The sequence below is a fragment of the Flavobacterium piscisymbiosum genome (assembly GCF_020905295.1).
GTDB lineage: Bacteria > Bacteroidota > Bacteroidia > Flavobacteriales > Flavobacteriaceae > Flavobacterium > Flavobacterium piscisymbiosum.
This window is the reverse complement of record NZ_JAJJMM010000001.1, coordinates 4,267,829-4,281,887: the sequence shown is the minus strand read 5'-3', so window position 1 is coordinate 4,281,887 and position 14,059 is coordinate 4,267,829. Positions and strand designations below refer to the sequence as shown.

At 38.5% G+C, this 14,059-nt stretch carries 11 protein-coding genes and 1 pseudogene; 8 read left to right on the top strand and 4 right to left on the bottom strand.

Annotated features, from left to right (window positions below):
- Positions 1-164: 164 nt before the first annotated feature.
- The gene (locus LNP81_RS18410; RefSeq protein WP_230038367.1) at positions 165-755 is read left to right on the top strand and encodes an NAD(P)H-dependent oxidoreductase; all 591 of its coding nucleotides are present in this window, start codon (positions 165-167) and stop codon (positions 753-755) included.
- A gap of 418 nt (positions 756-1,173) precedes the next feature.
- Here the strand turns inward: LNP81_RS18410 and LNP81_RS18405 are convergent, their stop codons facing one another.
- Positions 1,174-1,629, bottom strand: a complete 456-nt coding sequence (locus tag LNP81_RS18405) for a response regulator (protein ID WP_071638152.1) — start codon at positions 1,627-1,629, stop codon at positions 1,174-1,176.
- Between the two features lie 334 nt (positions 1,630-1,963).
- Between LNP81_RS18405 and dinB the strand changes: the two genes are divergently transcribed.
- From dinB to hmpA, 5 genes and pseudogenes are all read left to right on the top strand, one after another.
- Positions 1,964-3,151 carry a DNA polymerase IV gene (gene dinB, locus LNP81_RS18400; RefSeq protein WP_230038365.1) on the top strand — a complete coding sequence of 396 codons (1,188 nt, stop codon included), beginning with the start codon at positions 1,964-1,966 and terminating at the stop codon, positions 3,149-3,151.
- Between the two features lie 10 nt (positions 3,152-3,161).
- Positions 3,162-6,266, top strand: a pseudogene (locus LNP81_RS18395) (DNA polymerase III subunit alpha).
- A 12-nt stretch (positions 6,267-6,278) separates the two neighbouring features.
- Positions 6,279-6,893 carry an alpha-ketoglutarate-dependent dioxygenase AlkB family protein gene (locus tag LNP81_RS18390; protein WP_230038363.1) on the top strand — a complete coding sequence of 205 codons (615 nt, stop codon included), beginning with the start codon at positions 6,279-6,281 and terminating at the stop codon, positions 6,891-6,893.
- A gap of 747 nt (positions 6,894-7,640) precedes the next feature.
- Entirely contained in the window at positions 7,641-8,234 is a 594-nt protein-coding gene (locus LNP81_RS18385; RefSeq protein WP_230038361.1) for a Crp/Fnr family transcriptional regulator, read from the top strand.
- Between the two features lie 237 nt (positions 8,235-8,471).
- The gene (gene hmpA, locus LNP81_RS18380; protein ID WP_230038359.1) at positions 8,472-9,671 is read left to right on the top strand and encodes an NO-inducible flavohemoprotein; all 1,200 of its coding nucleotides are present in this window, start codon (positions 8,472-8,474) and stop codon (positions 9,669-9,671) included.
- 228 nt (positions 9,672-9,899) lie between these two features.
- On the opposite strand, the gene LNP81_RS18375 is transcribed toward hmpA, so the two are convergent.
- The 3 genes from LNP81_RS18375 to LNP81_RS18365 are packed head-to-tail and all read right to left on the bottom strand — an operon-like array spanning position 9,900 to position 11,375.
- Complete coding sequence (locus tag LNP81_RS18375; RefSeq protein WP_230038357.1) at positions 9,900-10,274, bottom strand: 2Fe-2S iron-sulfur cluster-binding family protein; 375 nt, start codon at positions 10,272-10,274, stop codon at positions 9,900-9,902.
- Positions 10,275-10,300: 26 nt separating this feature from the next.
- Positions 10,301-10,645, bottom strand: coding sequence for a DUF488 domain-containing protein (locus LNP81_RS18370; RefSeq protein ID WP_056205467.1), 345 nt, complete (start codon positions 10,643-10,645; stop codon positions 10,301-10,303).
- Between the two features lies 1 nt (position 10,646).
- On the bottom strand, positions 10,647-11,375 hold the full coding sequence (locus LNP81_RS18365; RefSeq protein ID WP_230038355.1) for an AraC family transcriptional regulator: 729 nt from the start codon (positions 11,373-11,375) through the stop codon (positions 10,647-10,649).
- A gap of 276 nt (positions 11,376-11,651) precedes the next feature.
- Here LNP81_RS18365 and LNP81_RS18360 point away from each other — a divergent pair, with 276 nt between their 5' ends.
- The gene (locus LNP81_RS18360) at positions 11,652-12,992 is read left to right on the top strand and encodes a TolC family protein (RefSeq protein WP_230038353.1); all 1,341 of its coding nucleotides are present in this window, start codon (positions 11,652-11,654) and stop codon (positions 12,990-12,992) included.
- 2 nt (positions 12,993-12,994) lie between these two features.
- Positions 12,995-14,059, top strand: a complete 1,065-nt coding sequence (locus LNP81_RS18355; protein WP_056205474.1) for an HlyD family secretion protein — start codon at positions 12,995-12,997, stop codon at positions 14,057-14,059.

Sequence of the window (14,059 nt, the reverse complement as noted above, 5' to 3'; positions counted from 1 at the left end):
ATCTTCTCAGATCCTATCATTTTGATTGTATTGAACTGGAGTAATCCAGCTTTAATTCATTCTAACAAGATTTTACCTTGTCTGTATTTCTTAACAATTGTTATCGTCCCAATACCTCTTACTCAAGCATCTTTGCATTGTAAATCGTAAACAATTCAAAAAAAATGAGAGTAGTTATTGTGTTCAATCACCCCTATGAAAAAAGTTACTGTAACGCCATTTTAGGAGCAGTTACCACTGGACTTCAAAAAGGGAAGCATCATGTAGACCTTATCCATCTGGATAATGATAATTTCAATCCGGTAATGTCTAAAGAAGACCTGAAAGCCTTTGTGGACCATACTCCAATTGATCCTCATGTTATAGATTACAGCAATCGTTTAAAAAACGCAGATCAGTTGATTTTCATTTTTCCGATTTGGTGGGATCTGATGCCTGCCATGACCAAAGGATTTATCGACAGGGTTCTCTCCCCCGGTATCGTTTATGACCATCATCCCAGAGGTTTTGGGCTTATACCACTGTTGAAAAATTTAAAAGGTGTAACTATTATCACCACAATGAACAAACCCAGGATCATGTACTCCCTGCTAATCGGAAATTTAATTAAAAAAGCAATGCTTAGAAGTGTTTTTAAAACAATGGGATATAAAAATTTAAACTGGATCAGCCATAACATGGTAAAATCAGTTACTCAAAAAAAGAGAGTAAAATGGTTATATGATTTAGAAAAAAGATTTACTGATTTTAGATAGAAGTTAATAGCAATAAAAATAAACTTTAAAAAACCGATAAGCGCTATGCTTTGGATTATAGCAAAACAAGAGTATACTCCGAAGCAGCCCTAGCCCCGATAGAAGAGGAAATCCTTTTGTGCCGGTGTTCGGCACAAAAGATTGTAACGGATAGCGGGATTAGCTCCTAAAAAACATTATTAAATACAATTGACGATGCTCATCATCCCAATTAGATTTTTGCCCATTTGTACATCAAAAAGAGAAAAAAGCTTTATTTCGAAACAGTAAAGAAAGATACGTAAATGATCAAAAACAGCTATTGGGTGAAATTCGATCTTCAGAAACATTATCCTGCCCGCAACCCGCTAATTAAATCGCGTTTTCGATAGCAGCAAGTTTATTAAGGTCACTTATGACTAAACTAAAAAAAAAGAAACTAAACCAAAAGAAACTTTTTATTTCCTTCACCCGCCCCAACAAGATCCATCGACAGCACCTCTTCAAGCAAAGATTTAAGCCTCTCAAAACAGCTGGGCTTTACCGCATAAAAAGTAGCACCGAGTTCTGATGCCCTGCGGATATTTTCCGGATCACTGCTTGTGGAAAGCATCACAATATTTACTTCTTTCAGACCTCCGGAAAGATTTCTAATCTCCTGAAGACATTCCAGTCCTGTTTTTCCCGGCATATTGATATCAAGGAAAATAAAATCGGGAAGCTCTGATTCGGAAAGCGTAAGCAGGCTCTCCATTAGATGCATGCCGTCGGGGGCCTGTTTTAGGATAACATCACGCTCAATTTCGCTCAGCGCATCAGCAAAGAACTCCCTGTCATCGCTGTCGTCATCGGCCAGGTAAATAAACCTTTGGGAATTGTAATTTTCAAATGCCATTTTTCTACAATTTACATTAAACAATAAATAGGAAGCTGCTTTGGATAAACAATATTCCAAAGTAAAGGCACGCGTCATTTTAAAACTGCAAAATGATATCCTGAATTTGATAAGGGGATTGTAAAGATAAGGCATAATTCAGAAAAAACACATTAAAAAAATATCTTTTTACCATTTCTTAATCTTGCTGTTTTTTAAAGTTTCCAATATTTACACGCTACCCCACTATCAGAAAAAACTGATTGCATAAATTTGTTCCAAATTAGAACATATTAATTTTAAATATTGTTATTATCTGTACTAATTTTGATTGGTATAAAAATGAGAAAAGAAGATGGAAAGGTCAATTGTACATATCGATATGAATACGTTTTTCGTGTCCTGCGAAAGACTTACTAATTCTGCACTTAATGGAATACCGCTGATTATCGGGGGCGGTGAAAGGGGTGTTGTAGCTTCCTGCTCTTATGAAGCCCGAAGATTCGGGGTGCGATCTGCCATGCCCATCCACATGGCCATGAAGCTCTGCCCGCAGGCCAAAATCATGAAAGGTGACATGGAATTATATTCAAGACTCTCCCATGACATTACCGAGATCATTCAGGAAAAAGCGCCCGTGGTGGAAAAAGCCAGCATAGATGAGTTCTATCTGGATATCACCGGCATGGATAAGTTCCATGGCAGCTACAAATGGACAAATGAATTGGCCCAGACCGTCACAAAAGAAACCGGCCTTCCCCTCACCTTTGCCCTATCCATCAACAAAACAGTTTCCAAGATTGGAACCGGCGAAGGCAAGCAAAAGCAGAACCTGCAGATCCCTGAGCATTTGGTCCAGTCCTTTTTGAATCCCTTGTCCATTCAGAAAATACCCATGGTAGGTGAAAAAACCTTTCAGCTGCTCTCAAGGATCGGGATCAGAAAAATAGAAACGCTTTCCCAAATGCCCCCGGAAGCCCTGCAGAAAATGATTGGCAAAAACGGTTTGGAGCTCTGGAAAAAAGCCAACGGCATTGACAACAATCCCGTGGAGCCTCACAGAGATAGAAAATCAATTTCAACCCAGGAGACTTTTCCCCAGGATACCATCGATATTGGGATGATGAAAAGAATACTGCTGGGCATGGTCGAGAAACTCGCCTACCAGCTGCGCTCTGAAGGGTGGCTTGCCTCTACGGTAAGCGTTAAAATCCGGTATGCCAACTTTGATACAGAACCCAAACAGTGCAAGGTACAGTATACATCGGCCGATCACATACTCACCGAAACTGCCATTGCTTTGTTTGAGAAACTTTACCAGCGACGCATGCGAATCCGTCTTATTGGTGTAACATTCAGCGGGCTTGTCCGAGGTACCTACCAGATTGATATTTTTCAGGACACAGAGGAAATGCTCGCGCTTTACCAGGCCATGGACCGGATGAAGACAAGGTATGGCTTTGACGCTGTGATGCGCTGCGCCGGTGCCTCAATTAAACCCAACAACAAAAATAAAATTTTAAAACGCAAGTCCGATAAATAAACCCGAGCCCATGTACCTTAATTGCCATTCTTTCCATTCCCTGCGTTACGGCACGATTCCACTGATGGAATTGATCAGCCGTGGTTCCGCCTGTGGTGTAAAGGCCATGGCGCTTACCGACATTAATACGGTGACCGGGATCTATGATTTCATAAAGGGATGTCAGGACGTGGGGATCAAGCCTATTGTGGGAATGGAATTTCGCTCCGAAAATGAGCTTCGTTATATTGGGCTTGCTAAAAATGCTACAGGGCTCGCGGAAATGAACCGTTTTCTGACCCGCCATAACTTTGAAAGCGCCTCCCTGCCCCTTGATGCTCCTGATTTTAAGGATGTCTTTGTCATTTACCCCTTGGAGAATGTCCCGGATCTGCTAAAGGAAAATGAATACATCGGCATTCGTCCCGAAGAGCTGCCAAAACTGATCCTGTCTGACTGGAAAAACAGGCAGGACAAAATGGTCGTACTCCAGCCGGTAACCTTTCGCACCACAAAGGAATATGAGCTGCACAAGGTACTTCGGGCCATTGACCTGAATGTTATCTTATCCAAACTCATCCCTTCAGATTACTGCCGCAGTTCAGAAGTGATGGTGGATGTTCAAAGAATTTTGTCCTGCTACTCGAATTATCCGGGGATTATAGTCAACACGGAAAAAATCATCAGCCAGTGCAATTTTGAATTTGATTTTAAAACGCCCAAAAACAAGAAATTTTATACCAATAGCCGCAAGGATGATATCAACCTTCTCACGACACTGGCTAAAAAAGGACTGGAGTGGCGTTATGGCAAAAATAACGCCCAGGCCAAATCCCGCATGTACAAGGAGCTTAAAGTAATTGACCAATTGGAATTCAGCGGTTACTTTCTCATTACATGAGATATCATCCGGTTCAGCAACTCACAGGGTTTCCTGCATATTGGCCGGGGAAGCGGGGCTAACAGCATCATCGCCTACTGTCTGGGCATTACCGATATCTGTCCGCTGGAGCTTGATCTTTATTTTGAAAGGTTTTTAAACCTAAACCGCAAAAGCCCGCCCGATTTTGATATTGACTGGTCCTGGAAGGAGCGCGACACGATCCTGGAATACATTTTCTCGCGTTATGGCTATGAGCATGTGGCGTTCTGCGGCACCAATGTAGAATTCAAATACAAATCCATATTTCGTGAAGTGGGCAAAGTCTTCGGGCTTCCCAAGGAAGAGCTCGATCTCCTGACCAAAAGCCCCATGGAGCTGCACCCAACAAACAAAGTGGTGCGCGAGGTACAGCAGTATGGTAAGCTGCTGGAGAAATATCCCAACCAGCGAAGCATGCATTCCTGCGGGATCCTGATCTCCGAGGAGCCCATCACCAATTACACGCCACTGGAAATGCCCCCAAAGGGTTTTCCCATTGCGCTTTTTGACATGCATATAGCGGAAGACATAGGCCTTGAAAAATTCGATATCCTGAGCCAGCGCGGCATTGGACATATTGATGACAGCGTGAAGCTCATTGAGAAAAACCGCGGGATCCGCCTGAATATCCGTGATACCTCGATTTCAAAAAACGAGGCCAGCTGCAATGAATTTTTGGGTATTGGCCGCACTATCGGCTGCTTTTACATTGAGAGCCCGGCGATGAGGGGATTATTACGCCGCCTGAAGTGCAACAATTATAAAACCCTGGTAGCAGCCTCCTCCATAATACGTCCCGGTGTGGCGCAGTCAGGCATGATGAAAGAGTATATATTTCGCCACAACCATCCCGATAAGTTCGAGTACTTCCATCCAGTGTTTGAGCAGCAGCTTGGCGAGACTTACGGGATTATGGTCTATCAGGAGGATGTGATCAAAATCGCGCTGCATTACGGGGGACTGCCCGCAGCAGATGGGGATATCCTGCGCCGTGCCATGTCAGGCAAAGGACGCTCGAAGGAAGCGCTCCAGAAGGTGAAGGATAATTTCTTTGCGTCGTGTAAAGCGCAGGGACATCCTGAGAAACTCAGCGAGGAAATATACCGCCAGATCGAATCCTTTGCCGGATACTCGTTCTGCAAGGCTCACTCGGCATCGTACGCCGTAGAGAGCTATCAAAGCCTTTATCTTAAAGTGCACTATCCCATCGAATTTATGGTAGCGGTCATCAACAACCAGGGCGGCTTTTACCGTACCGAGGTCTATGTGCATGAGGCAAGGATGTCAGGGGCCGCGATTCACAATCCATGTGTAAATAAAAGCGAGCTGGAAACCACGCTTTACGGCTCCGATGTCTATCTTGGGTTTATGCACCTGAAAAGCCTTAATGAAGAGAGCGCCCGGCTGATCCAGTTCGAGAGAGAAAAAAACGGGTCGTATCTCTCACTCGAAGATTTTATCAACCGTATCCCTATCGGCATTGAGACCCTGCAGATCCTGATTTTCATAGGCGCTTTCCGGTTCACTGGAAAAACAAAAAACCAGCTGCTGGTCATCGCCCGGCTGATCCTTGTCAATTTCAAGCCCGAGAACCGCGGCCTTTTGCTCATTCAGGAGCCTGTAAAGGAGTTTGTACTTCCCGAGCTGGCGCGCTCTGCCTTTGAGGATGCCTTTGATGAGATCGAGCTTTTGAGCTTTCCGGTTTCCTGCTCCCCTTTTGATCTTTTGAAAACCAAGTTCCGCGGCGATGTGATGGCCAAAGACCTTTTAAAACATCATAAAAAGTCAGTGCGCATGCTGGCCTACCTGATCTCCAGAAAGCATGTGCCCACCAAGATGGGCGCCATGTTTTTCGGCACCTGGATTGACGCCGAAGGCGAGCTGTTTGATACGGCTCATTTTACGGGAAGCCTGAAAGAATATCCCTTTCAGGGCGGGGGCTGTTACCTGCTGCGGGGGAATGTGGAGGTGGATTACCACTTCCCTACCATTACGGTAACCCAAATGTCCAAGATGCCTTTTATTGCCGATCCGAGGTATTCGAACTCTGATGAGCGGCAGTTTACAGCGCACCAGCAGCTGCGCGAGGATATCTCAATGACCGACCGCCAGCCTTATCCGCAGGAACATGAAATTAACCTGCCAAGGCTCAAAATGAGCACTGAAGGCATGCCATTCATAGACCCGAAGGACCATATAATGAGTATAAATTAAAATCCAGAGAAGATGATGCTATTTGATGATACCGAAATTTTTTCATCAGGCAAAGGCGGCCAAAGAACCTTTGACGTCCCTGATGCGGATCTGATGCTGATTGATAATTTTTTCAGTAAGGAAGAATCCGATTATTACTATAACTTTTTATACCATACCACCCAGTGGAGGGAATATGAAATGCCGATGTACGACAAGGTCGTTACGGCGCCCAGAATGATTTCCTGGTATGGCGAGACAAGAAGGCCCGAGCGCAAGTCGAATCCCGACTGGCCCGCATCACTGCTCCAAATAAGGGAACGCGTGGAGCAGCATACCGGTATTGAATTCAATGCCGTGCTGCTTAATCTCTACAGGGACGGCACTGACGGTGTGGGCTGGCACAGCGATAAAACCACCAGCATCAACAAGGAAATGAACATCGCTTCGGTAACTTTTGGCGAAACACGGCTTTTCCGGCTGCGCCATAAAACCCTAAAGCATAATCCCCAGATTGAAATTCCCCTGCATCACGGCACTTTTCTGCTTATGGTCCGACATACCAATACTTATTGGGAGCATCAGGTACCCAAAACAGCCCGTGAAGTGCTCCCGAGGATCAATCTTACCTTTCGTCAGATCATATAATGATTATATTAGCTCTATTTTCTATTACCCACCTAATTAAATGTTATTGATAATTATAAATAATGAGCTAAAAAACACTGTGCTAATAATAGTATTAAAAACAGTCTTATGGCTCATTTGTGCCAAAATTGAAGTATTTGCAAAGATATTTGCAAAGACAATAATGGTCAACTGTACCATCTGTCACAGTGAAGTTCCATTAGAAAGTACACACATAGCAGCAACTGATCCAAGGCAGCTTTGTCCAATTACTGCCATAGTAGCACAACCAATATAATTATTACTAAAATTTTCAAATGTTTCGTTATAAATTTTCATGATATATATTTTTATTGGCAAATTTAGCCCACATATGTATCATGAAAATATGACCTAAATCATAATATTGTTTCACAATTTGTATGAAAACTAAAAACAACTACGATCATACTTCTTGCTATTTTGTTGCATACCAGCCGAATGTTTAATCATTCGAGTCATTTTATACTGTTTGATTGCTTCATAGCTTGAGTTCATCTAAGTTTGTTAAAATCATCAATTTTGATTTTAATTCTTTTACTCAAAAGGCTTCAAGTACATAAAAAACTAAACATAAATTTAAAGTTTGGTTATTTACCAAGCATGTTTAAAACAAAAAGCTGTATTGTTTATTTAAAGATTCAAATAATTCAATATATATTTATTTTTTAATGCCTTGAGAAAGCCCATTACATGATTAACTATCAGATATTTAACTATAATCTCCACATGATAAAAGAAGATATATTGCTTAAGTTTGGCGCTTGCAAGATGACATATAAAAAAGGTGATTTTCTCTTTAATGAAGGTGATTTTCCAAAATTTTTCTATCAAATCCTATCTGGCAGCGTTAAGATGAATAATTTTAATGATGAGGGCAAGGAATTTATACAAGGAATATTTTCTACAGGCCAAACTTTTGGAGAACCTCCATTGTTTATTAATAAACCTTATCCATCAAATGCTATGGCTATCTCTCATACAACAGTATATACCATCCACAAAGAAGCTTTTTTTAGATTGCTTTTGACAAATCCTGAGGTAAATCTTGCTGTTAGTGAAGTCCTTTCCCAGAGATTATATTATAAGTCGATTATGGCATCGGAACTATCTTCTCAAGATGCTGAACATCGAATCATAAAGCTGATTGATTATTTCAAGGAAGAAATTGGCGTACCATCTGATGTAAAATATAAAGTGCCGTTAACACGCCAACAAATTGCAGATCTTACTGGATTAAGGGTTGAAACAGTAATTAGAGCTATAAAAACACTTGAGCAAAAGGGTGGGCTCAAAATTAAGGATCGAAAAATTTTCCTATAATTTACTTTTATGATCTAGATCATAAAATTGCTATCTAACCATAACCTAATTTTGTAGAAGTAGTTAAAGATAAAATGTAAAGAGTACCCCATTCATTCTAGATAAATTAGGGTACATCATGAAAGATTTTAATTCAATGATTCAACAATAAAGAATTTGCGTGGATTTGATGCAATAGAAAGTATTAGAGCTAACGCAATGCTTCTTATTTTACAAATAAATTTTAAATAGATCAAAATGGATTTTAAACAAAAAGAGTTAATAAAAGCGACCGTTCCAATATTACAATCAGCAGGAGCAATCCTTACAGAACATTTTTATAAAAGAATGCTGGGACAACATCCTGAATTAAAAGAAGTTTTTAATATGGGAAACCAAGCTAATGGAAGACAAAAAGAAGCATTGGCAGGCGCTGTTTTAGCTTATGCCGCAAATATAGATAATCCTTCAGTGCTGCTTAATGTTTTAAAAGGGATTGGTAACAAACATGTTAGTTTGAGCATAAAACCGGAACAGTATTCAATTGTGGGAGAACATTTAATAGCTTCAATTAAGGAGGTATTGGGTGATGCAGCTAATGATGAGCTACTTGAAGCGTGGACAATAGCTTATAATCAATTAGCTGATATTATGATAAATATTGAAAAAGAGATGTATTTAGCTAATCTGGAAAAAGAGGGAGGTTGGAATGGCTGGAGAAACTTTACTATTGGGAAGATTTCCGAGGAATCTAAAGAAATAAAGTCATTCTTTCTTTATCCAACAGATGGCAAAAAAATTGCTGATTATAAAGCAGGACAATATGTGAGCGTCCAGGTTTATGTTAAGGAAATTGAATTACTGCAACCAAGGCAATATAGCTTATCTACTGTACCAAATTCTGAATTCTATAGGATATCTGTAAAAAAAGAAACTGCTATTTTAAATAATCCTGCAGGAATGGTTTCTAATACTTTACATGGAATGCAAGTTGGAGATACTATAAATCTATCCAATCCAGCGGGTATTTTTTCTTTAAGACCTGCCGGAACTCCAATTGTCTTAATAAGTGGCGGCGTTGGAGTGACTCCTATGCTGAGTATGCTTGAAACAAACAGAGATACCCTTAAGAATAAGACGATATGGGTACACGGTTGTAGAAATGCCTCTGTTCATGCATTTAAAGAAGATGTTAACTTAATTCAAGAAGAAGCTGACTGGCTTGACACTTATTTATTCAATGAGGATGTTGATGATCAAAGTGATAGTGCTATTATCGAAGGGAGGGTAGATTTAAATAAATGTAAGGAGGCTATTTTATTAGAAGATGCACACTACTACATCTGCGGCCCGGAAATGTTTATTAAAACACATTATAATTCGTTAATCAATTTTAATGTCAGCAAATCAAATATTTTTTATGAGGAATTTGGACCTGGGTCTATTAATTTGAATTAATTTTAAACCCTGCAAATGCAGGGTTTATTTTTTAGTATCTTTCCATCTATAAAAGTAAAACTATGCGTAATTTACTTTGAGGTTATTAGTGAAAATAATTAAAAAGAATTTTTGAATCCAAATTAATCACTGAAATTTGCTCTTATATTTAAATTAAAAGGGTTATTTGTTTGACATTTTAATTAATGTTAATTATCAATTTTTTACAACTACTGATTTTTTTTAGGGCTAAATTTCAAGAACTTCTATTTCTGATTCCTCTAAATCAGTTGTGATAAATAGTTGGCATGAGAGCCGAATGTCCGCATCGGTATACCCCATTTTGGATAACGTGGAAGGTTCATTTCTTTCTTTTATCATTGAATTTCCTTTTATAGCTTTTGCTTGTACGATGCAGGTTGCACATCTTCCAACTCCCTGACATTCTCCAAAACCATCTAAATAGAGCCTGTCCCGCAACAAAAACATTAAACTTGGATATTCACCCACATAGGTTTCAATATGATGTTTTTGATTATTTTCAACAACAGTAAATCGTATTATTTTTCTATTTAGGCTCAAAATAGGTTGTGTTTCAAGGTTAGTTCTATGCTTTATTTTCAATAATATCTTTTAGATGATATCCTTTTCTACTTCGATAAATAATCCTTTAAAATTATTGCATGATATTGGGGATGCCTTGCTCCATATAATAAAGTTACATCATGAGTTCCAGCAATAATTTTCAATCTGTTTAATTCATCGGTTTTTGCCATTAATTCGTGGATATAAAGTTTAGAAAATTCTTCAAAGCGCTCTTTTTGGTGAGTAAACCATTTTCTTAATGCAAGAGAGGGCGCAATTTCCTTGTTCCATTCGTCAATCTGCAAATCTATTTTTCTTATTCCGCGTGGCCACAATCTATCGACCAAAACCCGATAAGACCCATCAGCTGTTTTGCTGTTATAAACTTTTTTTATAATGATCGTTTGCATCTTAAAAATTCTTTTTAAAATCGGATGGCCTAAAATTGGTTAACTGATAAAAGGTATTGCTAAAAGCAGGCAGACTGCCATAGCCTACAGAATATCCAATTTCACTCATTGATAAGTCCGTTTGAAGCATTAATTCAATGGCTTTGACCATTCGGAGTAATTTCAGGTATTGCAAAAAAGAAGTATTTAAAGTAGACTGAAACAAACGTGATAAAGTCCTTTCACTCAGTCCGAACTGACTTCCTAAGCTACGCAGAGTATGAGTAGCCGATATATTATTTTGAATCCATTCTAATATGGGCTGCATACGCTCGTTTTCGGTAAAAGGCAATGCGATTGGTAGTCTTTTAGCACTTATTTCAGGGAGAATATTCTTAATAACCGATAAAAAAAGGTAACGACTCTCTCCAGGGAGTATATGTCCATCCCAGGTTTCTGAATATTTGATCATTTCCATGAGAAGTTCATTAATAGGATAAATCCCTACCTCTGAATAAAAAGGATGTTTGTCATCATCATGGGTATAAAAAAACAAAGAACGCAAAACCGTTCCTGAATGTCCAATTTTTAAGATATGTGTTAAGCCTTGTGGTACCCAGAAATAATGACGTGCAGGAATTACATAGTGACGGTCATTTATCTGCAGATACGCTAGCCCCCCTTCGACATATGATAATTGTCCTTTAGTATGACTATGGTGCGGAATGAATTTCTCAAATCGCTCATGCATCACAAAAACAGAAGATGATAAGTTGTCAATCTCAGGTAAGGCAGCAATTAAGCTCATATTTTTATTGTTTATACGGATTAATCAAAGATACGAAACGCAATTTGTAAGTGGGGTAATTTTGGAAATCATTAATTTCTCTGAACAAAAATAAAAGAAGTTTACTGTCATATTTAAGTTAAAATTAACATTGACCGGAATGATTAAATAATCGTCTATTTTACATAAATAGGAAGGGCCAATTGGATTATATCTTTGTGGTCTAAAAATATAATTAAAATGTTTATCGATAAATCAAAGAAACTAATTTACCTCCTTTTAACCCTGCAAACCTCTTTCCTCTTCGCGCAAAACAAATTGATTCCAAACGCCGAATCAAAGCCCTTATCAATAGATCAAATGTGGGCAAACGTTATTGATAACAGTAGAAAAATTCATTTGAATACTTTGGAGTCAACCATCGCTGAAGAAGAAATTTCAGAAATCAAAATTGAACGGCTTCCTGAAATTACTTTAAAAGGTAATTATGAATATGCCACAAATATTCCTGTGTATGAAAACGGCCTTTTCAGTAAACCGACCCAGCATGAGGTGATCCATTGGCTATATAAGGTCAGTACAGATATGTACCTGAATATTTACAATGGAAATAAATTAAACTTAAAAATAGATAAGAAAAAAACGCTATCTGATATTGCCAAAGTGCAAAAGGATATGACGGTTTCTGAAATTAAATTGCAAGGAGCTATTTATTATTTGAGTTTACAACGATGCCATATTTTTAAAGAACTCATGATCAAAGATATCGCCAATCAGGAAAAACAACTGTTGGAAATTAAGGCTCTTTATAAAAATGGTGTGATATTAAAGAGCGACGTACTGCGAGTAGAACTCAAATTATCTAATCAAAAAATGATGCTTGTTAAAATCGAAAATGATATTGCTATTGCAAATCAAAAACTCAACATTTTAATTGGGCTACCTGATTTGGAACTGGTGAATCCTTACCAGGAATTAGATCCTGCATTATTTGAATTGCAATCATATGAAAGCTATTTGGAAGTAGCTCAGAAAAAATCATATGATTATCATATTTCAGAAAAGACAGTAGATTTAAGGAAAATAGAACTCAAAAGTACTAAAGCCAATGTAAAACCAAAAATTGGAATGTATGGTGAATTTTATCTTGCCAATCCCCAAATTTTCCTTTATCCATATTCTCCTAGTAACTACACCCTCGGAATTTTTGGCGTTAGGGCTTCAATACCAATATCAGAGCTTTATATCAACAGGCCAAAAGTAAAAGTAGCCCAATTAAATTTAGAGAAAGAAGAAGTGGAACACCACCATATCGATGATAAAATTCGACAACAAGTTTATGAAAACTATCTGCGTTTTAAAGAATCTCTCATTAAAATTGATGTAGCAAGGAATGATGTGGCGCAATCAACCGAGAATGCAAGAATTGTAAAGCAAAACTACTTTAATCAAGCGGCACTTATTACCGATCTTTTAGATGCAGATATTCAATTATTGCAAAGCAGATTTGATTTCGCTTCAACAAAAATAGCAGCACAAATTCAATACTATCAACTTCAAAATGTTTTAGGAACACTATAAAAATGAAAAACAGAAACACGTATACCGTTACAGACAAATTAATAACCAAAATAACAGGTTGGATTGCAATAGTGATAACCTTTATTTTAAGTATTTGGGGCATTGTATCTTTATGGGACATTTACCAAAATGAAAAAACAAATGATGCTCAGGTTCAGGAATATATAAATCCGGTAATTTCCAGAGCTGGAGGTTTTATTACAGAAATTAAATTTGAAGAAAACCAGCCTGTAAAAAAAGGTGATACCATTTTGATTATCGACAGCAGGGAATATAATATTCAGCAACAGCAAACAGAAGCTGCACTTTTAAACGCAAAAGCCCAGCTTGAAGTTTGGCAAAGCAAGGTGGCAACTCTTAATAAAATAGCAAAAGTAAATTTGTCAAAAATCAATGTGGCAAAAGCCGAATTAAGGAAAGAAGATTTAGACTATATCCGATATAAAAAATTAGTGCAGGCAGAATCAGCCACAGCTCAAAAATTAGAAACTATTGAAGCGGCCTACAATATAGCTTTAGCCGAATCGCAGGCCACTACTGATAAATATCAGGCATCCTTATCTGAAATAAATGACGCAAAATCGCAAGAAGCAGTTGTAATGGCTGAAATTGCGCGACTTGAGGCATTGCTGGATCGTCATAAACTGGATGTTACTTATACTGCCGTTACTGCATCATATGATGGTTTTATGGGAAGAAGAACTGTTGAAAAAGGTCAGATGATTGATGCAGGACAGGTATTGGCTTATATCGTCAATGCAGAAACAGATAAATGGGTGGTTGCGAATTATAAGGAGACACAAATAGGATGTATGAAATTAGGGGACACTGCTTGTTTCATAGCTGATGCGTATCCGGATAAAAAGTTTAAAGGAGTAATTATATCTTTTTCGCCAGCTACAGGTTCTAGTTTTTCGCTGTTGCCTCCCGATAATTCAACAGGCAATTATGTGAAAATTGTGCAGCGTGTTCCTGTTAGAATCCGCGTTACAAATCCCAAAAACGAAGCTGATTTACTGAAAGCAGGAATGAATGTAAATGTTTCAATTGCTAAAAAACAAAACTAA

Coding starts and splice junctions, on each gene's coding strand:
- hmpA (WP_230038359.1), top strand. CDS start 8,472: ATGGATTTTAAACAAAAAGAGTTAATAAAAGCGACCGTTCCAATATTA.
- LNP81_RS18390 (WP_230038363.1), top strand. CDS start 6,279: ATGATGCTATTTGATGATACCGAAATTTTTTCATCAGGCAAAGGCGGC.
- LNP81_RS18355 (WP_056205474.1), top strand. CDS start 12,995: ATGAAAAACAGAAACACGTATACCGTTACAGACAAATTAATAACCAAA.
- LNP81_RS18410 (WP_230038367.1), top strand. CDS start 165: ATGAGAGTAGTTATTGTGTTCAATCACCCCTATGAAAAAAGTTACTGT.
- dinB (WP_230038365.1), top strand. CDS start 1,964: ATGGAAAGGTCAATTGTACATATCGATATGAATACGTTTTTCGTGTCC.
- LNP81_RS18360 (WP_230038353.1), top strand. CDS start 11,652: ATGTTTATCGATAAATCAAAGAAACTAATTTACCTCCTTTTAACCCTG.
- LNP81_RS18370 (WP_056205467.1), bottom strand. CDS start 10,645: ATGCAAACGATCATTATAAAAAAAGTTTATAACAGCAAAACAGCTGAT.
- LNP81_RS18365 (WP_230038355.1), bottom strand. CDS start 11,375: ATGCATGAGCGATTTGAGAAATTCATTCCGCACCATAGTCATACTAAA.
- LNP81_RS18385 (WP_230038361.1), top strand. CDS start 7,641: ATGATAAAAGAAGATATATTGCTTAAGTTTGGCGCTTGCAAGATGACA.
- LNP81_RS18405 (WP_071638152.1), bottom strand. CDS start 1,629: ATGGCATTTGAAAATTACAATTCCCAAAGGTTTATTTACCTGGCCGAT.